We start from the raw sequence: 18,530 nt of genomic DNA on the forward strand, positions 1-18,530 counted from the left end.
AATAATGTTTAAAATGGTTAGCTCTCCTCATACTCATTCAGGGAAACTCACAGCGCGTATTATGCTTTGGGTCATGTTGGCAATGATGCCAGCTTTTTTCACGCAAATTTATTATTTTGGATTTGGTGTGGTGCTTCAATCTGTATTAGCCATTGGTACAGCTATCATCGCTGAGTTTATTGCAATAAAATTACGTGGTAAAAAACCACTAAATTATCTTTCAGATTTCAGCGTATCCCTCACTGCTTTAATTTTGGCAATGGCTATTCCACCTTATGCACCTTATTGGGTCATCATCATTGGAACACTCTGTGCAGTTTTATTAGGTAAACAGGTTTATGGTGGTTTAGGGCAAAATCCATTCAATCCAGCGATGATTGGCTATGTCATTCTTCTAATTTCATTCCCGTTACAAATGACAACTTGGATGCCTCCAATTAATTTATTACAGGAACCACCGACTTTTTCAGATGCGTTCTCATTAATATTTTCAGGTTTAACCACTGATGGATTTACGCTTTTACAACTTACACATAACATTGATGGCATCACCCAAGCAACGCCTTTGGATAGCGCAAAGATTTTCTATAAAAGTCACACTCAATTAAATGATTTTTATGAGTTAATTAAACTGCCGATTTTTATGGGTAATGGAACCGATTTCGCTCAAGGCTGGTGGCAAGTCAACGTGGCTTTCTTTGTGGGCGGAATTTTCCTTATTTTAAAACGTGTCATTCACTGGCAAATTCCAGTGGCGATGCTTGTCACCTTTTTCTGTTTAGCCACCGCGACTGCTTTTACTGGCTTCACACATTTAAGTGCGATTAGCCAACTGGTTAGTGGCGCAATGATGTTTGGCGCATTTTTTATTGCGACAGATCCTGTCACAGCTTCGATTACACCACGAGGAAAAATTATTTTTGGCGCATTAGTGGGGTTATTTATCTATCTCATTCGCTATCACGGAAACTTTCCAGATGGTGTAGCATTCGCAATTTTATTAAGTAATATTTGCGTTCCACTTATCGATCATTACACACGTCCTCGAGTATCTGGTTATCCAACAAAAGGAAAAAAATAATGGGCACAGTAAAAATCACATCGCGTTACGGGATATTGTTAGGCTTTGTCGCCCTACTCTGCACAGCAATTTCTGCGGGTATTTTTTTCCTAACAAAAGATAAAATTGACGCTGTGATGGCGGCACAACAACGAGAATTGCTTTTACAGGTCATTCCACAAGATTATTTCAATAATAATTTGCTAGAAAGTGCGGTTATTCCTCAAGATAAAAATTTGGTGGGCATTCAGAAAATTTATTTTGCGAAAAAAGATGGAAATGTTTCTGCCTATGCCTATGAAACCACCGCGCCTGATGGGTATTCTGGCGATATTCGCTTGCTTGTGGGATTAGATCCGAAAGGTGAAATATTAGGTGTGCGAGTAATCGAACACCATGAAACCCCAGGCTTAGGCGATAAAATTGAACTTCGTATTTCCAACTGGATTTTAAATTTCACTCATCAGTCGATTAATGAGCATAATTTAAGCGAATGGGCGGTAAAAAAAGATGGTGGGAAATTTGATCAATTTTCTGGTGCAACCATTACACCTCGCGCAGTGGTGAATCAAACTAAACGATCCGCATTAATCATGCTAAATAACCAAGCCTTGTTACAACAGCTTTCAATACAAGTGAAATAATATGACTGATTTAACTGAAAAAAATACCGCACTTGAAGAAGAACAGATAGAAAGTGCGGTTGAAAATCAACAAAAATCCATGTGGAAAGAAATCTTTGCTCAAGGAATTTGGAAAAATAATCCAGCAGTTGTTCAACTTCTCGGGCTTTGTCCGCTTTTAGCGGTGTCTAGCACAGCCACCAATGCACTTGGTTTAGGTTTAGCGACAATGCTTGTGCTCACTTGCACAAATACGGTCATTTCGCTTTTCCGTAAATATATTCCAAATGAAATCCGCATTCCTATTTACGTGATGATCATTGCGACGACAGTAACTGTCGTTCAACTTTTAATGAATGCTTATACTTATACGCTTTATCAATCACTTGGGATTTTTATTCCACTTATCGTTACCAACTGTATTGTGATTGGTCGAGCAGAGGCGTTCGCCTCAAAAAACAGCTTACTCCATTCCGTTTGGGATGGTTTCTCAATGGGATTAGGGATGGCGCTTAGCTTGACTGTACTTGGTGCATTGCGTGAAATCATTGGACAAGGTACGATTTTTGATGGCATCGAAAATCTATTCGGCGAACAAGCTAAATTTTTAACGATCCATATTTACCATACAGACAGTAGCTTTTTACTTTTCATTCTGCCACCAGGCGCATTTATAGGATTAGGCTTGCTCCTTGCAATAAAAAATCGAATTGATAAATAAGATGAATAAATTAAAAAGAATCGAAATATTAACCCGATTAAGAGATCAAAATCCCCACCCGACCACAGAATTACAGTATAATTCGCCCTTCGAATTATTAATTGCGGTAATTCTATCGGCACAAGCAACCGATAAAGGTGTGAATAAAGCGACAGAAAAACTATTCCCTGTTGCAAACACACCTCAAGCGATTTTAGATTTAGGATTAGATGGTTTAAAAAGCTATATTAAAACTATCGGGCTTTTTAATAGCAAAGCAGAAAATATTATCAAAACCTGCCGCGATTTAATTGAAAAGCACAACGGTGAAGTGCCCGAAAATCGCGAAGCATTAGAGGCATTAGCGGGTGTGGGTAGAAAAACAGCCAATGTTGTACTAAATACGGCATTTGGTCATCCAACCATTGCGGTGGATACCCATATTTTCCGTGTATGCAATCGAACTAATTTTGCACCAGGTAAAGATGTTGTAAAAGTGGAAGAAAAACTGCTTAAAGTCGTACCTGATGAATTTAAAGTGGATGTTCACCATTGGTTAATTTTACACGGACGCTACACTTGTATCGCACGTAAACCTCGTTGTGGCTCGTGCATTATTGAAGATCTGTGTGAATATAAAGAAAAAATTGAGTTTTAATTTTTGCGGTAAAACACCCTAATTATTTATCGCACTTTTTATTAAAAATAGGAAAACAAATGACAACAAACAACAAACAACGACAAACTTGGTCAAACCGACTCACCTATGTCATGACTGTCGCAGGCGCAACTGTCGGTTTCGGTGCCACTTGGCGCTTCCCTTATCTTGTGGGTGAAAATGGTGGCGGAGCCTACGTTCTACTTTTCTGTATCGCAATGATACTAATCGGTATCCCAATGATTCTGGTTGAAAACGTAATTGGCCGTCGATTACGTGTAAACTCCATTGATGCCTTTGGCGATAAAATTCTGGATAAGGGAAAAGGCATTTCAAAATATTGGAAAATCCTTGGCTACATGGGCTTACTCGGTTCATTCGGTATCATGGCGTATTATATGGTACTTGGTGGCTGGGTTATTTCTTATATCATTAGCCTAATTAGCGGTACCTTAGATATCTCAACCCCCATTACTAAAGATGTCGCCAAAGATTTCTACGAGCTACATATTGGCAATAGTCCTTATGAAATTATGCTGTACACTTTCTTATTTGTTATAGTGAATTACATTATTTTAGCTAAAGGGATCATTGGCGGGATTGAGCGCTCAGTAAAATATTTAATGCCATTGCTATTCATCTTTCTCATTGGCATGGTTATTCGCAACGTGACATTACCAGGCGCAATGGAAGGAATTACATTCTATTTAAAACCAGATTTCAGCAAAATTACACCACAATTATTTATCTTCGTTTTAGGTCAAGTATTCTTCGCATTAAGCCTTGGTTTTGGTGTGTTAATTACGCTTTCAAGCTACTTAAATAAAGAAGAAGACTTAATACAAACTGCAGTTATTACTGGTTTTACCAATACAATTATTGCCGTACTTGCGGGCTTTATGATCTTCCCATCACTTTTCACCTTTGGGATTGAACCAAATGCAGGCCCAACTTTAGTATTCCAAAGTTTACCTATCGTATTCTCTCACTTATGGGCGGGTAAATTCTTTGCAATTATTTTCTTCGGCTTATTATTAATTGCTGCCCTAACTACTTCTATCACAATTTATGAAGTGATCATTACCGCATTACAAGAAAAGCTCAGAATGCGCCGTGGCAAAGCGATTGTATTAACCCTTGGTGGAATTTTTATCTTAGGTAATATTCCAGCAATTTTAGGCGATAATTTATGGAAAGATGTCACCATTTTCGGCAAAAGCATTTTTGATTTCTATGATTATGTCAGTGGAAATATTCTCTTTATGCTGACCGCACTTGGTTGTGCTATTTTCGTTGGTTTCGTGTTAAAAGATGAGGCGAAAAAAGAACTTTCTCCAACACCTGACTCAACATTTACTAAAATCTGGTTTAACTATGTGAAATTCGTTGTGCCAGTGATTATTTTAGTCATCTTTATCAGCAACCTATTCTAAAAAAGAAAACCGAGTCTTAACTCGGTTTTCTTTTTTTAAAGGAAATGTTTATAAAAATATTTGTGCCTTTAAGCCAATTCTCTTCCCTTCTTTTATAACATTTTCTAACCGCACTTTGAATCCGTGTAATTCTGCAATTCGCATCACAATAGAAAGCCCCAATCCACTGCCCTTTTTATTTTGTCCAGCTGGGCGATAAAAACGCTGACCAAGCTTTTTCAAATCTTCCGAGTAAACGCCACCGCCATTATCTTCAACAATGATCTGAGAAGATGCTATTTTCACTGAAACAGTTGTGTCTTCAGAACAATATTTAATGGCATTATCTAGTAAATTTCTAAGCATCAATGAAACTAAAATTGGTTGCCCTTGTTTCTGCTTGGGTTCAGATTCTTTCTCTAAAGCCAACGTAATTTTTCGTTTTTCTGCCACAAAATAACGCTCAGCAATCAGCGATTGAATGATGCCTTGCCAATCAATAGGCTGTAATTCTTCCAATTCTTGTAAATTATCCAGTTTTGAAAGGGTCAAAAGTTGCTCAATTAACTGAGATGCACGATCAATCCCTTGTGTTAAATGCAAAAGTGCTTGTTCTCGTAATTCCACATCATCACCCGCCAGTTGAGCAACTTCAGTTTGAATACGCAGTGCCGCCAATGGGCTACGCAATTCATGGGCTGCATCAGAGGTAAAACGGCGTTCACGTTGTAGCATAGCCGAAGTGCGGTCAAAAAATTGATTTAAATTTTTTACTAAAGGTAAAATTTCAACGGGTAGCCCCTCAGTATTTAGCAATGACACATCACCAGATTTTCTCGTTTGAACTTCTTGGCTTAAACGTTTAATCGGTCGAAGTTCTTTATGAATCAACCATCCTAAAACGATGATTAAAATAGGCAAACTCGCAAACCAAATCCACATTTGCCCAAAGATCATTTCCTCAATTAGATCTTCGCGGTAGTCAAGCTCTTGCCCAACGGCAATAATCAAATTTCCATTCGCTACAGGCTGCCAGAAAATACGCCATTCATCGTCATCATTCAGCATATAACCTTTCGCAAATCCAATTTCATTATCAAACACAAAATTATCGCCATTACGCCCATCTGTTAATAAACGTTTTCCATCCTTAGAAAAAATAGCAAAAGCTAATGCGTCATCATCATAGTTTTTCTTGAACGAATGTGGCTGGATTTTATTAATATCTTCCACATGCTCTAACAGAATATGACTAAGATCTGAATTGGCAAGACGTTCAGCAAAAAGGATTTGTTGGGCATCGAAAACATCATTCACTTCATTACGCACCTGCCACCATGCGACAGCAGTAGATACGCCCCACACAAAAAGTGCAGTGAAAGAAAGTACAGAAATAAGACGAAAACTTAAACGTTTGTTTTTCATTTATTACGTTACTCCCAACGCATATCCAACGCCGTGTACTGTTCGAATAAATTGCTTACCTAATTTCTGGCGCAAATTATAAATATGCACGTCTAACGCCCCACTGCTGATTTCCTCATCCCAGCTTGATAATTTTTCTTCAATCGATGAGCGAGACAGTACGCGATCTTTATTCAGCATAAATAATTCAAGTAATTTATATTCACGGCTTGTTAAAGAAATAGGTTGATTATTTAGCCAAACAGAACGCTGATTTGGGTCGAGTTTAACGCCAGTGTGCTCAATCACAGAATGATGATGACCATAACGACGACGAATAAGTGCTTGCAAGCGCGCTGCAACTTCAGCCAAAGCAAAAGGCTTACAAAGGTAATCATCTGCTCCACTTTGCAATCCTTTTACACGTTCATCTAAGGTATCACGGGCAGTCAAAATCAATACTGGAACATCTTGATGCTTGGCTCGCCATTGTTGCAATACATCTAATCCATCAAGCTTCGGCAAAGTTAAATCTAACACAACCGCATCATAAGGCGCAGAGGTTAAGGCATCCATTCCTGTTTTTCCATCCGTAAACCAATCCACCGCAAAACCAAGTTTAGTTAAACCGATTTGTAGCCCGTTGCCAATCAAACTATCATCTTCAACAAGTAAAATTTTCATAAAAAACCTATTACCTATATGTAAAAATGGCGAGCAATGCTCGCCATTCTCATTAAGCAATCATTAATTTGCTTTTTCTACACGGTAAACTTCAATCTCTGCTTTTTCGAATGCTTCGTTATCTAATTTACCATTGATACGAATTTTATCGTTTGGACCGACTTCTAATCCATTCCATGCGCGACGTTTAATTTCTACTTTAATTTGAGCAGTGCCATCAGTGAATAAAAACTCATCATCATCAATTTGTTGAGAGATATTTCCCACTAAAGTTACCATTGAATTATCCGCAGCGTTTAATGCTTGTTTAACCGTAATGACTGATTGCGCACCTGATTTAAAACCGCCATTCGGTGTATTATTTCCATTAAAACCGGCAAATGCTGAAGCTGTTGATAAAGCTAAAATTGTTGCTAATGCAAATTTTTTCATAAAAGTTTCCTCTTTTGTTATAGCACTTAGAAAGAGCGAGCGAAGTTTATTTAATTGATTAAATTTTGTAAAGCTATTGGATTAATTAGTTTGCTTTCTCAATACGCAATACCTCAATATCTGCACGATCAAATATTTCATTATCTAAAATACCCGAAATACGCACTTTATCATTTGGTCCAATATTTAAACCATTCCAAACGTGACGTTCAATTTCCACTTTGATTTGACCCGTACCATCCGTAAACCAGTACTCATCGTCATCAATTTGCTGAGAAATATTACCCTCTAATGCCACCATAGAGTTATCTGCTAATTTTAAGGCTTGTTGAATACTAATTATCGCTGTATTTCCTTGTTGGAATCCACCATTTGGTGTAGCGTTACCATTAAAACCTGCAAATGCTGAAGTTGTTGCTAATGCGAAGATTGTTGCTAATGCAAATTTTTTCATAATGTTTCCTTTTTAAGTAAGTTAATTTCAAGCACCATTGCTTGGATGTGTGTATTAAAACAAATAAATCTTAAGAAAAAGTTAAGAAACATAAAAAAACCTAAATTTTTTTAATTTAGGTTTTTCATAAATTAAAGTTTATTCAACTGCTCAATAGACGGTGCGTAATAATAAGCGCCTGTTACAGCCTTAGTGAAACCTAAAATGCGGTCAGTTTTTCCGTCTTTTTCACCAAACATATTAAGTAACTGTTGTTCAATGTTATAAAGCGTTGCACAGTAAGCAATAAAGAATAATCCATGCGTACCGCTCGCAGTACCATAAGGTAAGCTTTGACGTAAGATTTTTAAACCTTTGCCATTCTCTTTTAAATCTGTACGACCAACATGAGAAGTATCTGCCTTATCTTCCATTTCTACGCTATCCGTTTTAGTGCGTCCGAACACATTTTCTTGTTTTGCTGTATTTAATTTTTCCCATTTAGTGAGATTATGTTCATAACGTTGAGTAAACACATAACTCCCATCTTTATCATTACCATTTGAAATTAATGCTACTTCTGCTCGTTGTGCATCTTTAGGATTTTCAGTTCCGTCAATAAACCCCATGAGATCTCGTTCCTCCACCCAACGGAAACCATGAATTTCTTGCTGAACGTCAATAGCTTGAGCAAAACCATTAACTGCAGCTTGTGCCACAGAAAAATTAACATCAGGGCGCAAAGATTGAATATGCACTAAAAGATCAGTTTGTGTACTAGGTGCAGTTAAATCACCTTTTCCTAAAGTGACAAAAGGTTTAAGTTCTGGTGCGTCCTGCCCACTAAGGGTTTTCCAAGCTTTATCGCCGAAAGCAACTACCGCCCCCAAACGTGCATCGGGATAAGTTTGTTGAAGCTGTTCTAAGCGAGTAAGGAATTGGCGAGCCGCCGCTGGAATCTGAGAATAATCTGAGATATTTGCTTCTAAAAATACGCCTGCTTTGCAACCATCAAGCAAAATACCAGTTTGTGCTGTCATAAAAATCTCCTAAAAGGGCAATTGGAAAACGCTTGCATTATACATGCAGCCATTAAAAAATCTTAAATATTCAAATAAAACTTGATCTAAGTAGCAAAAATTCAAATTTATTGTTGAGATTTTTTCTCATTAGATATATCTTTCAAATACGAATGGATTTCATTTATAAGGTTATTAGTTCTATGCCGAACCTTTTACGTTATATCAGCATATCTTTACTATTTTTATTTTCTCAAACAGTCTTTGCCAATAACTATCAAAAATGGGTTGATGACATTACTCAACGCTTGAATCACACCGAACAACTTCTTAAAGAAAACAAAATTGATGATGCCAAAACCGAAGTACAGATGGCCTATTTTGAAGTATTTGAAAATTTAGAAGGTCCCATTCGCATTAATTTTTCAGCGCAAAAAAGCTATCAAATGGAAGCCACTTTTGGTGAAATCCGCAAAATGATTGGCGAAGGTAAACCAATGAATGAGGTTCAAGCCAAAATCAACGGTTTAAAAAATGAATTACAGCAAGTTTTACCTTCTCTTGTTGAAGGGCATCAACTCAATGCTGATAGTCAACACGGCGTTTATGATAATCAAGCCATCAAACCTTATTGGCAACAAAGTTTCAAAACCATTGATGATTTTATTGCTCAAGCCATTACCGCTTATGAAAGCGGCGATTTTGCCAATGCTAAAAAAGCATTCCAACAAGCTCAATATGACGGCTACAAAAATTCTGAAATGGAAATGTCGGTTAGAACTAACCGCTCTTCTGAAATTTCAGCAGCGATCAATCAGCAATTCTATAATTTGATTCGTTTGAGCGAACAACCTGATCAAATGACAGAAATTGCTTACCAAATCACACAACTCTTACAAGATATTGAAGAACAGCTTCCTAATTTGCCAACCACTCGCGATGAGCAAAACGCTCAAGCGACACAATCACAAGCGCAAACTTCAGATAACGTTGCAGAGCAAGATTGGGCAAGAATTACTACTGAAATCAACCAACGTATTCAACAAGCTATTACCCTTTATGAACAAGGCGATGCAAAAAAAGCTATGCTTGCGGTGCAAGACACTTACTTCGATGTATTTGAAAGTTCTGGCATGGAAAACAAAGTTGGCTCGCGCGATAGCAATTTTAAAGCAGAATTAGAAAGTTATTTCACTCGTTTAGTCAGTCTGATGAAAGCGGGAAATGGCGACAAATTACAGGAACACGCCGCAGGTTTAAATCAAAACTTAGCGAAAGCCATTCAAATATTGCAAGGTGGTGAGCAAAGTGATTGGTCCATGTTCTTATATAGCTTGCTTATTATTTTACGTGAAGGCTTAGAAGCGTTGTTAATCGTTGCCGCTATTGTGGCTTATATGGTGAAAAATAATCATCATAATAAATTACCCGTTATTCGCCAATCCGTTTATGTGGCGTTAGGGGCAAGCGTAGTTACCGCATTCATCTTCCAACTTATTTTTGAAAACTCAGGGCAAAACCGTGAATTGCTTGAAGGTTTCACAATGATTATTGCGGTCTTTATGCTGTTTAGTATGAGTTACTGGTTGCTTTCTAAAGTCGAAGCACAAAACTGGAAACGCTATCTCGAAGGGAAACTATCAACGGCATTAACAGCAGGCTCACTATTCGGCTTATGGCTTACCAGTTTCCTTGCTGTATATCGTGAAGGCGCAGAAACCGTATTGTTCTATTATGCCTTAGTTGGCGATGCGAAAAGTGCGCTCAGTTTAGCCTATCTTTTTGCTGGCTTTATTTGCGGGGTAATTTTACTGGCGATTTGCTACTTTATAATGCGTTACACCGTGGTTAAATTGCCATTAAAACCATTCTTTATGTTTACTGGTTCATTTATGTATTTAATGGCATTTGTATTTGCTGGTAAATCTGTACTTGAACTTATTGAAGGTAAACTGTTTGAACCAACATTAATTAACGGTGTACCGGAAATCTCGTGGTTAGGTGTTTATCCTTATGTGGAAACCCTTGTACCACAAGCAATCTTAATTCTTGCTGCTATTTTTGCTTTGTTTGTTATGAAATATCAAAGCAAAAGAGCGGTTTCAAATTAACTCAAAACTCATCTCAGGAGAGAAACTATGAAAAAAGCACTTCTTAGCGCAAGTTTATTAGCAGGAATGTTTGCAGCAACTTCTGCTTACGCATTCCAAGAATATCCAATCGGTGAAGCGGTTACCATGAATGACATGGAAATTGCAGCGGTTTACTTAAAACCAGTGGATATGGAACCTCGCGGCATGGGCTTACCTGCAGCAAAATCTGATATTCACTTAGAAGCAGACATTCATGCGGTGAAAGGTAACAAAAACGGTTTTGGTGAAGGTGAATGGATGCCTTATTTAACCATCAACTATACCTTAGTCAATACCGATACTGGTGCTAAACAAGAAGGTACCTTCATGCCAATGGTTGCTGGCGATGGCCCACACTATGGCGCAAACATCAAAATGATGGGCGTGGGTAACTACAAATTAACTTACCATATTGATCCGCCACCAAAAGCTGGTATGCACCGCCACACTGATGAAGAAACTGGTGTAGGTCGTTGGTGGAAACCATTTGATGTAAATTATGAATTTAAATTTACTGGTTTAAAATAATAGTGCTGTAGGGTGGGCTTCTGCCCACCAATTAACAATCATACATGAAAAAACGGTGGGCTAAAGCCCATCCTACCATTTAAAAATCCGCTTTCTATGACTTATTTTTTCATTTTTGTTTTGCAATCTCTTTTGCCAATTTCGCTTTTACTCGGTGCATCTTGGGCAATCAAAAAAGGCAATATTTCGACTAAAACGCTTATTTGGCTAAGCCTTATTGGCTTGGCTTTGGGTGTTGTCCTACGACTCAATATTCCTAATGGACAAACCAGCAATCTTATTCTAACCATCGGCTTTTTAATTATCTTTTTACTTTTTGCAATCAGCCAATGGAGCAAATCATCAACCCTTGCCGCATTCTGGCAATTTGCATTAATGCTTATCGCAGGGGCAACTTGGGCAAAAGATCCAAACATTACTGCACTCACCAATACAGATGTTATTAACACTGACTTTATTTTAAATATAAGTGCGGTCATTTTTGGCGTAATTTTTAGTTTAGCCTCAAGTGCATGGCTCTATTTCTTACTTAAACAGCAACAAAAAACACAAGGAAAATCCACCGCACTTTTTGCACTCAGTTTTTTACTTTTTATCGCTTTAATTCTTCCACTTGTAGCAGAACTGTTGCTTACCTTGATGAAATTACAACTCATTGAACTCACCAAAGTGCGGTTAAGTTTTGTGGCAAAATCAGGCGAAATCACCGCTTGGCTCAATCTCATTTGTGTTGTGTTGATGCTAGTTGTTTTATGTATTTTTACCATTCAAACACATTCAAAACGTTTAAGAGAAGCAAAAAACGAAAAAGATCTTATTGAGAAACGCAAAAAATTAGCCTTCGTACAAACATCAAAACGCACCATTTATTGGGGAATATTGGGGATTTTATTTGTTGCTGCAAGCCAACTTTATTGGGAAAAAGTTGCCTCTCAACCGCCACAACTTTCTGAAGCAGTTCCTGTACAACTGAATGACAAAAATGAAGTGCATTTAGCACTAGAGCCACTTAAAGACGGTAAACTTCACCGTTTTGTTTGGATTGCAGATGATGGCAAAGCCGTACGCTTTTTCATTATCAATCGCCAACCGAATAAAGTCAGTATGGCGGCAGTATTCGATGCTTGCCTACTCTGCGGCGATCAAGGCTATGTCATGCAAGGCAATCAAGTGGTCTGTGTTGGTTGTGGCGTGCATCTCTTTATTCCATCTATCGGTAAACCGGGCGGTTGCAACCCTGTACCGATTGAAAATTGGCAACAAACTGAAAATGAAATCGTGATTTCTCGTAAAAGCCTTGAAGATGGCTTGAATCTATTCAGTACGATTGTGGAAATTGAAGTGCAAGATCCGATTAGTGGCGCCAAACTCAAAAACACTAAAACTGAATATAAATATAGCCACGAAGGGCATACTTATTTCTTTGAGAACGAAAAAAATCTCGATTTATTCCGCGATAATCCCGATAACTATCTCGGCATTAACAAAAACGAAAATCCAAAAGGGGAATAACAATGCTTGCTAGAATGTTATTTCAATCTTGGCGATTTGGTATCAAACGTAAATTGCTCGCCATTATCACTATTTTCTTAGCCGCTGGCTTAGTCTCCGCGCTGCTTGCCGTTTCCATTGATATTGGTGACAAAATGGCGAAAGAGCTGAAATCTTACGGTGCCAATATTTTGGTGGAGCCAGCCAGCAATGCGGCATTACCTGATGAACTCAGCCATAGTGCTTCATTATCTAGCCAAGATTTTTTAGATGAAAAAGAGCTTCCCAATATCAAAGATATTTTCTGGCGAAATAATATCGTAGGTTTTGCCCCATTGCTTTCGGCAAATGTACAAGTGACAAAATCTTCACAAAATTCTACCGCACTTTCAGCGCCGAAAACGATTAATGTGCTTGGTACCTTCTTTGATCATAATATTGCCGTGCCTGATGAAGAAGATTACCACACAGGACAACGAATCATTAGCCCTTATTGGAAAGTAGAAGGGGAATGGGTTGATGATTTAAACAATGACTTTGGAGAAATCGTCCCTGCACTTGCTGGCGAACAACTAGCCAAAAGTAATGCTTGGAAAATTGGCGATAAACTTAGCTTAAGCTACACAAACGATAACGGCGAAAGCCAACAAAGTGCGGTAGAAATTAAAGGGATTTTAAGTACGGGTGGAACAGAAGATAATCAGCTTGTGATGCCCCTAAGTGCGGTACAAAATTTGCTGGGTTTAGAAGGCAAAGTGCAATCCATTCGTGTATCTGCCCTCACCGTGCCAGAAAACGATCTTTCCCGTAAAGCACGTGCCAATACGGATGCCTTAGATGCGGAAGCCTATGACCGTTGGTATTGCACCGCTTATGTTTCTTCAATTTCTCATCAATTAGAAGAAGCCATTTCTGGTGCAATGGTTCGCCCAATTTGGCAAGTTGCTGCATCTGAAGGTGTAGTCATTGGCAAAATCCAACTCTTATTGGCGGTAGTTACCTTCGCGGCATTAATCGCTGCAGCAATGGGGATTGCTTCCTTAATGAGTGCAGGAATTATCGAACGCTCAAAAGAAATTGGCTTAATGAAAGCCCTGGGGGCTTATCAATGGCAAATCACCTTATTGTTCTACTGCGAAGCGGTGTTAAGTGCATTATTAGGCGGAATATTTGGCTGTTTAGCTGGATGGGGATTAGCCAAATTTATCGGTGCCGCATTATTCGGTGCGCCTCTTGATTTTGCTTGGATCGTCGTACCTTGTGTTCTCGTACTCTCCATTCTTATTGCTGTGATTGGCACTTGGTTCCCTGCACATAAAATCGCTAAACTTTATCCTGTCGAGGTGCTTTATGGCAGAGCATAAAAGCGCAAATACTCAAAGCATGTTCTGGCGATTAATTTTCCGAGCATTGCGACTACGCCTCCAACGAGTATTCATTATTTTCACCGCCCTTACAGTAGGCGCAAGTATCGTCACTGCAATGGCAGCGGTTTACTTCGACATCAATACCAAAATGAGCCAAGAACTGCGTACTTTCGGAGCAAATTTCTACATTGGTTCAGCCGATGGCGGAATGATGAATCAAGCAGAATTAAACGCAATTTTACAAAAAGCACCCGATGGTTTTATCACTGCAGCCAGTCCTTACCTTTATGGCGTCGCACGTAGTGATTTAGAAAAAATTGTTCTGATGGGCGTAAATTTTGATGCCATGCGAATCCTCGCCCCTTACTGGCAAATTACGGGATCAGCAATCAACGTAAATTTTGACGACCGCAATGCAATGATCGGGAAAACCCTCGCTGAACGATTACATGTTAAAGTGGGAGATAGCCTACAACTGTCTAAAAATGCCGTAGAAAAATACAGTTTCAATATTAAAGGAATTGTAGAAGCCGGTGATGCAACTGACAATATGCTTATTGTAAATGTTGAATTTGCACAAAATTGGTTGGATAAAGAAGGCGTAGTAAATAACGCATTACTCAATGTGCAAAATGAGCAAGGCGCCAATACTGTGGATCAATTTGCCGAAAAAATCATGCAACAATATCCCGATTTAACCGCTCGCCCAATCCGTAAAGTTTCCGCTTCAGAAGGACAAATTTTAGAAAAAATTAAAGGCTTAATGGGCTTAATTTCCCTTGTGATTTTGGTGCTTGCAACCTTATGTGTGAATACTACATTAATTGCAATTGTCGGCGAACGATCCAAAGAATTTGCCTTACAAAAATCACTGGGTGCGAAAAAATTTGACATCATTCGCCAAATCAGCACCGAAATTTTAATTATCGCTTTTTGTGCGATTATTATCGGGCTTGGCTTGGGTTATTTATTAGCTCAAGTATTGGGAATAACCGTATTCAAATCTTATATTGATATGCGACTTCCTGTATTGCCAATTACGATTGTACTTTCATTATTAGTGGCATTTGTAGCTGTTATTATTCCAACACGTCGAGCATTGAGTATTAATGTTGCGAATGTGTTGAAAGGTGAGTAAAAGTGAAACGCTTATAAATTAGATAATAAAAGAGAAAAACCATGACCAACTTTGTAATAGAAACCCAACATTTATATAAACGCTTCGGGCAAGTTACCGCCCTTGAAGACATTAATATTCAAATCAAACAAGGGGAATTTGTTGCGATTATGGGGGCATCAGGCTCTGGTAAAACCACGCTGATGAATATTTTAACGGGCTTAGATACCGCTAGCGAAGGTAAAGTAATTTTAGATGGTGTTGATGCCGCCCAATTAGATGAAGTCGGTCGTCAACGTTTCCGCGCAGAAAAAATTGGCTTAGTGTTTCAACAATTCCATTTAATCCCTTATTTGACCGCACTTGAAAACGTGATGCTAGCACAACATTATCACAGCGTGATTGATGAAGCATCCGCCAAAGCGGTATTGGAACAAGTAGGCTTAGGTCATCGCATTGACCACCGCCCTAGCCAACTTTCAGGCGGTGAGCAACAACGTGTTTGCATTGCGCGTGCGTTAGTTAATCAACCGCCCGTTATCTTTGCCGATGAACCAACGGGAAATTTAGATGAGCAAAATGAATCATTAGTGCTAGATTTGCTCACAAAACTTAATCAACAAGGGCGCACCATTGTGATGGTGACACATAATCCAGAGTTAGGTGAACTCACCGATCGTGTTATTTATTTACATCACGGAAAATTTGTAAAGGAAGAAAATCATGCGAACAAATAAACTATTGAAATTATTTGCCATAAGTGCGGTTATTTTTGGCGCTGTTTCTTGTAAAGATGAAGTTGCCTCAGTAGGGCAAAAAGCACCTGATATTGCCGCCTATGATCTTCAAGGCAATCCTGCAAATCTTGAGAATTGGAAAGGCACACGCTTACTTATTTTTTGGTCAGAAACTTGCGGACGTTGTATCGCAGAGTTAAAAGAATTTGAAAAACTCGCAGAAGAGAATCCTGGCAAAGTTTCACTGATTGCGATTAATGTGGATAGCGATAAAATGGACACCAAAGCTGTCGTGGCTAAACGTGAACTCCATTTGCCTGTAATCAAAGATCAAATGAAAATTACAGCAGAACGTTATCAACTTATCGGCACGCCAACTTCATTTGTCATTAGCCATGAAGGAAACATTCAAGCTAAATATGAAGGCAAAATACCCGAAGACGATTTAACCAAATTATTTAAAGGATAATCCATGAAAAGAATTTACTCTACTCTACTCTCTTTAAGCTTACTCACTGCCAGCCAACTTGTATTGGCTGATGTGAATGCGGAACAAGCTGAAAATTTTTATAAACGAACCTGTGCCACTTGCCATGGAAAATCCGCTGAAAAGTCAGCATTGGGACAATCCCAAATTATCAATACGCTAAATTCAGAGGAAATTTACACCGCACTTTCCGATCGTAAAAGTGGAAAAATACAAGGTGCAGGTAACATGGTAAAAAGCAGATTGAGTGAAGAAGATATAAAAATGCTGTCTGAGTTTGTGCCGACATTGAAAAAATAAGTAAACAAAAATGCGGTCAATTTTGACCGCATTTTTATCACAATCCAACATTATCTTTAATCCGTTCAGCAAACATGCCGATACTCAACGCAAAATAATTAGATTTATTCCAATCTAAAATAGTACGGAAATTATTTGAAACTAAAAACGCTCTGCCTGCTTCGCGATCAGGGCGAACTAACCAAAGCTGAGCATTTTCAAGTATACTTAATTTTGCTTGCTCCTGTGGATTGGCGCTTTTTAATATTAGCCCCATCGCTTGCCAATCTTTTAAAGAGCGAGCTTTATTGCTTTCTGTACCAGAATAACTCAAATCAATAGGTTGCGTAAGCATCACCTCTACGCCCCAAGGCAAACTATTATCCCAGCCTACTGTATGCAAATAATTTGCAATAGAAGCAAAAGTATCAAACTGGTTTTTCCAAATATCTTTTACGCCATCATTATTTCCATCAGCCGCATAACGTAAGAAAGTGCTTGGCATAAACTGAGTTTGTCCCATCGCGCCCGCCCATGAACCTAACATACGTTCACGTTGAATATGATCTTTTTCAAGCATTTTCATGGCTGAGATAAATTCTTTCGTAAATAATTTTTCTCTACGACCTTCAAAAGCCAAGGTTGCTACTGCAGAAAGTACATCATATTTGCCTTGATAATGCCCGAAACTACTTTCCATTCCCCATAACGCAAGCAAATACTCCTGCTGAACACCATATTTTTGGCTTGCTTTTTGCAATGGCGCCTGCACTTCCCAATAACGCTCTGCCGCGACATTCACTTTATTTTGAGTTAGCACTCTATTGAGATAATTGCTCGTGCCATTCGGATTAGCCACTGGAGGTGAATTAGGATCTCTTTTACGAATTTTACCGGCTTGTTCACGATCTAAATCGACTGCCTTTTGCATATAGAGAATATTATTTTGAGCATTTAATACCGATAATGACACACCTTCAGCAGCAGCTTTACCTTTTAAAAATTGAACATAATCATTAAAATTTTCTGGCGTTCTTTGCTTAGTATAACTGGTGCTATTGACCACAGGCTTAATATCAGGCGAACTAGAACAGCCAACTAAAAAAAGTGCGGTGGATAATGCAGAAATTTTAAATAAAATATTTAATTTCATCATATTTCCTATTTACGTAAAAAAGTTTGATAAAGGCTTTTCAATAACGAGGTTGGCAATAAACGAGAACCAAAGCGCAATGCAAAAGTAAATAATCCAGATAACAATCCTTGAATTCCCAAGCGGTATTTCAATTTGAACAAACGCCATTCTGCTTTGGCTTGATTGACACCACGGCGGCGGCTTACCATGCCATTTCCTACTCGTGCATAAACTAAAATATCTGGCAAATTCGCCACATATAAACCTTGTGCGACAAGTTTAATCCACAAATAATAATCTTCTTGAAGATCTTCATATCCACCACAATTAATGACCGCACTTTTTTGATATGCCACCGTCATGTGATTAAAGGGACAACGTTTTTGCGTGAATTTGATAATTTCTTGAGCAGACGTTGGCACATTACGATATGCCACAATATCATTTACATTTTCACCAAATTCAGCAATTTGTCCGCCAAAGATAATGGTTTCAGGATGTTGTTCAATAAACGCCACCTGTTTTTCAAAACGATCAGGCACGCAAATATCATCGGTATCCATACGGAAAACCCAGTCATAATCACAATGCAATAAACCTTCGTTCAAGGCTTTGCCTAAGCCTCGATTTTGCGGCAATTTAACTAATTTTAATGGCAGTTTTGTTTCAAACTCCGTCACAACAGATTCTAATTCTGGCGTTACTGCGCCATCAAATACCAATACAATTTCATCTGCTTGATGAGTTTGTGCCACAAGACTTTCAAAACATTCCCGCAAGAATTGAGGATTTTCCTTAATATATAAGGACATAAGGACTGAAAATTTCATTT

Annotated in this window: 20 protein-coding genes; 13 read left to right on the plus strand and 7 right to left on the minus strand. The window is 38.4% G+C overall.

Features of this window, described 5'->3' with window-relative positions; genetic code table 11:
* Window positions 1-4: 4 nt before the first annotated feature.
* From rsxD to DV427_RS08975, 5 genes are read left to right on the plus strand one after another with little or no spacing between them, the layout of a single operon-like run.
* Window positions 5-1,081, plus strand: coding sequence for an electron transport complex subunit RsxD (gene rsxD, locus DV427_RS08955; RefSeq protein ID WP_114892088.1), 1,077 nt, complete (start codon window positions 5-7; stop codon window positions 1,079-1,081).
* Window positions 1,081-1,704, plus strand: coding sequence for an electron transport complex subunit RsxG (gene rsxG / locus DV427_RS08960; RefSeq protein WP_114892089.1), 624 nt, complete (start codon window positions 1,081-1,083; stop codon window positions 1,702-1,704). The genes rsxD and rsxG overlap by 1 nt, the downstream gene beginning before the upstream one ends.
* A 1-nt stretch (window position 1,705) precedes the next feature.
* Entirely contained in the window at window positions 1,706-2,404 is a 699-nt protein-coding gene (locus DV427_RS08965; RefSeq protein WP_114892090.1) for an electron transport complex subunit E, read from the plus strand.
* A gap of 1 nt (window position 2,405) precedes the next feature.
* Window positions 2,406-3,041, plus strand: coding sequence for an endonuclease III (gene nth, locus DV427_RS08970; protein ID WP_005626177.1), 636 nt, complete (start codon window positions 2,406-2,408; stop codon window positions 3,039-3,041).
* Window positions 3,042-3,100: 59 nt separating this feature from the next.
* On the plus strand, window positions 3,101-4,474 hold the full coding sequence (locus tag DV427_RS08975; RefSeq protein ID WP_114892091.1) for a sodium-dependent transporter: 1,374 nt from the start codon (window positions 3,101-3,103) through the stop codon (window positions 4,472-4,474).
* Between the two features lie 48 nt (window positions 4,475-4,522).
* On the opposite strand, the gene qseC is transcribed toward DV427_RS08975, so the two are convergent.
* From qseC to DV427_RS09000, 5 genes are all read right to left on the minus strand, one after another.
* On the minus strand, window positions 4,523-5,878 hold the full coding sequence (gene qseC / locus DV427_RS08980; protein ID WP_114892092.1) for a quorum sensing histidine kinase QseC: 1,356 nt from the start codon (window positions 5,876-5,878) through the stop codon (window positions 4,523-4,525).
* A 3-nt stretch (window positions 5,879-5,881) separates the two neighbouring features.
* The gene (locus DV427_RS08985) at window positions 5,882-6,541 is read right to left on the minus strand and encodes a response regulator (protein ID WP_114892093.1); all 660 of its coding nucleotides are present in this window, start codon (window positions 6,539-6,541) and stop codon (window positions 5,882-5,884) included.
* 63 nt (window positions 6,542-6,604) lie between these two features.
* Window positions 6,605-6,973 (minus strand): YgiW/YdeI family stress tolerance OB fold protein, encoded by a 369-nt coding sequence (locus DV427_RS08990; RefSeq protein WP_114892094.1) that lies wholly within the window; start codon window positions 6,971-6,973, stop codon window positions 6,605-6,607.
* A gap of 85 nt (window positions 6,974-7,058) precedes the next feature.
* Window positions 7,059-7,427, minus strand: coding sequence for a YgiW/YdeI family stress tolerance OB fold protein (locus DV427_RS08995; RefSeq protein WP_114892095.1), 369 nt, complete (start codon window positions 7,425-7,427; stop codon window positions 7,059-7,061).
* 131 nt (window positions 7,428-7,558) lie between these two features.
* The gene (locus DV427_RS09000; protein ID WP_114892096.1) at window positions 7,559-8,446 is read right to left on the minus strand and encodes a Dyp-type peroxidase; all 888 of its coding nucleotides are present in this window, start codon (window positions 8,444-8,446) and stop codon (window positions 7,559-7,561) included.
* Window positions 8,447-8,598: 152 nt separating this feature from the next.
* On the opposite strand from DV427_RS09000, the gene DV427_RS09005 reads away from it, so the two are divergent.
* The 8 genes from DV427_RS09005 to DV427_RS09040 all read left to right on the plus strand — a co-directional run bounded on the left by DV427_RS09005 (window position 8,599) and on the right by DV427_RS09040 (window position 16,584).
* Window positions 8,599-10,536 (plus strand): FTR1 family iron permease, encoded by a 1,938-nt coding sequence (locus DV427_RS09005; RefSeq protein WP_114892097.1) that lies wholly within the window; start codon window positions 8,599-8,601, stop codon window positions 10,534-10,536.
* Between the two features lie 27 nt (window positions 10,537-10,563).
* Window positions 10,564-11,085, plus strand: a complete 522-nt coding sequence (locus tag DV427_RS09010) for an iron transporter (RefSeq protein WP_005626197.1) — start codon at window positions 10,564-10,566, stop codon at window positions 11,083-11,085.
* A gap of 96 nt (window positions 11,086-11,181) precedes the next feature.
* Window positions 11,182-12,597 (plus strand): Fe-S-containing protein, encoded by a 1,416-nt coding sequence (locus DV427_RS09015; RefSeq protein WP_114892098.1) that lies wholly within the window; start codon window positions 11,182-11,184, stop codon window positions 12,595-12,597.
* A 2-nt stretch (window positions 12,598-12,599) separates the two neighbouring features.
* On the plus strand, window positions 12,600-13,940 hold the full coding sequence (locus DV427_RS09020; RefSeq protein WP_114892099.1) for an ABC transporter permease: 1,341 nt from the start codon (window positions 12,600-12,602) through the stop codon (window positions 13,938-13,940).
* The gene (locus DV427_RS09025) at window positions 13,927-15,081 is read left to right on the plus strand and encodes an ABC transporter permease (protein WP_114892100.1); all 1,155 of its coding nucleotides are present in this window, start codon (window positions 13,927-13,929) and stop codon (window positions 15,079-15,081) included. Before DV427_RS09020 ends, DV427_RS09025 begins: the two co-directional genes overlap by 14 nt.
* Before the next feature lie 41 nt (window positions 15,082-15,122).
* Entirely contained in the window at window positions 15,123-15,797 is a 675-nt protein-coding gene (locus tag DV427_RS09030) for an ABC transporter ATP-binding protein (RefSeq protein ID WP_005636775.1), read from the plus strand.
* Entirely contained in the window at window positions 15,784-16,266 is a 483-nt protein-coding gene (locus DV427_RS09035) for a TlpA family protein disulfide reductase (RefSeq protein ID WP_114892101.1), read from the plus strand. Before DV427_RS09030 ends, DV427_RS09035 begins: the two co-directional genes overlap by 14 nt.
* A 3-nt stretch (window positions 16,267-16,269) precedes the next feature.
* On the plus strand, window positions 16,270-16,584 hold the full coding sequence (locus DV427_RS09040; RefSeq protein ID WP_114892102.1) for a c-type cytochrome: 315 nt from the start codon (window positions 16,270-16,272) through the stop codon (window positions 16,582-16,584).
* 37 nt (window positions 16,585-16,621) lie between these two features.
* Here DV427_RS09040 and DV427_RS09045 read toward each other — a convergent pair whose 3' ends face one another.
* Together DV427_RS09045 and lsgF are read right to left on the minus strand one after the other, a co-directional pair.
* Window positions 16,622-17,716 carry a lytic murein transglycosylase gene (locus tag DV427_RS09045; protein ID WP_114892103.1) on the minus strand — a complete coding sequence of 365 codons (1,095 nt, stop codon included), beginning with the start codon at window positions 17,714-17,716 and terminating at the stop codon, window positions 16,622-16,624.
* 8 nt (window positions 17,717-17,724) lie between these two features.
* Window positions 17,725-18,528: a lipooligosaccharide biosynthesis galactosyltransferase LsgF gene (gene lsgF / locus DV427_RS09050; protein WP_162790303.1), complete on the minus strand. Its 804-nt coding sequence runs from the start codon at window positions 18,526-18,528 to the stop codon at window positions 17,725-17,727.
* Window positions 18,529-18,530: the final 2 nt, after the last annotated feature.

The organism is Haemophilus haemolyticus, assembly GCF_003351405.1.
Taxonomy (GTDB): Bacteria; Pseudomonadota; Gammaproteobacteria; order Enterobacterales; family Pasteurellaceae; genus Haemophilus; species Haemophilus haemolyticus_N.

What these genes read in the sequence shown, in the direction of transcription:
- DV427_RS09035 (WP_114892101.1), top strand. Translation starts at nt 15,784, where the DNA reads ATGCGAACAAATAAACTATTGAAATTATTTGCCATAAGTGCGGTTATT.
- nth (WP_005626177.1), top strand. Translation starts at nt 2,406, where the DNA reads ATGAATAAATTAAAAAGAATCGAAATATTAACCCGATTAAGAGATCAA.
- DV427_RS08965 (WP_114892090.1), top strand. Translation starts at nt 1,706, where the DNA reads ATGACTGATTTAACTGAAAAAAATACCGCACTTGAAGAAGAACAGATA.
- DV427_RS08990 (WP_114892094.1), bottom strand. Translation starts at nt 6,973, where the DNA reads ATGAAAAAATTTGCATTAGCAACAATTTTAGCTTTATCAACAGCTTCA.
- DV427_RS09025 (WP_114892100.1), top strand. Translation starts at nt 13,927, where the DNA reads ATGGCAGAGCATAAAAGCGCAAATACTCAAAGCATGTTCTGGCGATTA.
- DV427_RS09000 (WP_114892096.1), bottom strand. Translation starts at nt 8,446, where the DNA reads ATGACAGCACAAACTGGTATTTTGCTTGATGGTTGCAAAGCAGGCGTA.
- DV427_RS08995 (WP_114892095.1), bottom strand. Translation starts at nt 7,427, where the DNA reads ATGAAAAAATTTGCATTAGCAACAATCTTCGCATTAGCAACAACTTCA.
- DV427_RS09045 (WP_114892103.1), bottom strand. Translation starts at nt 17,716, where the DNA reads ATGAAATTAAATATTTTATTTAAAATTTCTGCATTATCCACCGCACTT.
- DV427_RS08975 (WP_114892091.1), top strand. Translation starts at nt 3,101, where the DNA reads ATGACAACAAACAACAAACAACGACAAACTTGGTCAAACCGACTCACC.
- qseC (WP_114892092.1), bottom strand. Translation starts at nt 5,878, where the DNA reads ATGAAAAACAAACGTTTAAGTTTTCGTCTTATTTCTGTACTTTCTTTC.
- DV427_RS09005 (WP_114892097.1), top strand. Translation starts at nt 8,599, where the DNA reads ATGGATTTCATTTATAAGGTTATTAGTTCTATGCCGAACCTTTTACGT.
- DV427_RS08985 (WP_114892093.1), bottom strand. Translation starts at nt 6,541, where the DNA reads ATGAAAATTTTACTTGTTGAAGATGATAGTTTGATTGGCAACGGGCTA.
- DV427_RS09015 (WP_114892098.1), top strand. Translation starts at nt 11,182, where the DNA reads ATGACTTATTTTTTCATTTTTGTTTTGCAATCTCTTTTGCCAATTTCG.
- DV427_RS09040 (WP_114892102.1), top strand. Translation starts at nt 16,270, where the DNA reads ATGAAAAGAATTTACTCTACTCTACTCTCTTTAAGCTTACTCACTGCC.
- lsgF (WP_162790303.1), bottom strand. Translation starts at nt 18,528, where the DNA reads ATGAAATTTTCAGTCCTTATGTCCTTATATATTAAGGAAAATCCTCAA.
- DV427_RS09010 (WP_005626197.1), top strand. Translation starts at nt 10,564, where the DNA reads ATGAAAAAAGCACTTCTTAGCGCAAGTTTATTAGCAGGAATGTTTGCA.
- rsxD (WP_114892088.1), top strand. Translation starts at nt 5, where the DNA reads ATGTTTAAAATGGTTAGCTCTCCTCATACTCATTCAGGGAAACTCACA.
- rsxG (WP_114892089.1), top strand. Translation starts at nt 1,081, where the DNA reads ATGGGCACAGTAAAAATCACATCGCGTTACGGGATATTGTTAGGCTTT.
- DV427_RS09020 (WP_114892099.1), top strand. Translation starts at nt 12,600, where the DNA reads ATGCTTGCTAGAATGTTATTTCAATCTTGGCGATTTGGTATCAAACGT.
- DV427_RS09030 (WP_005636775.1), top strand. Translation starts at nt 15,123, where the DNA reads ATGACCAACTTTGTAATAGAAACCCAACATTTATATAAACGCTTCGGG.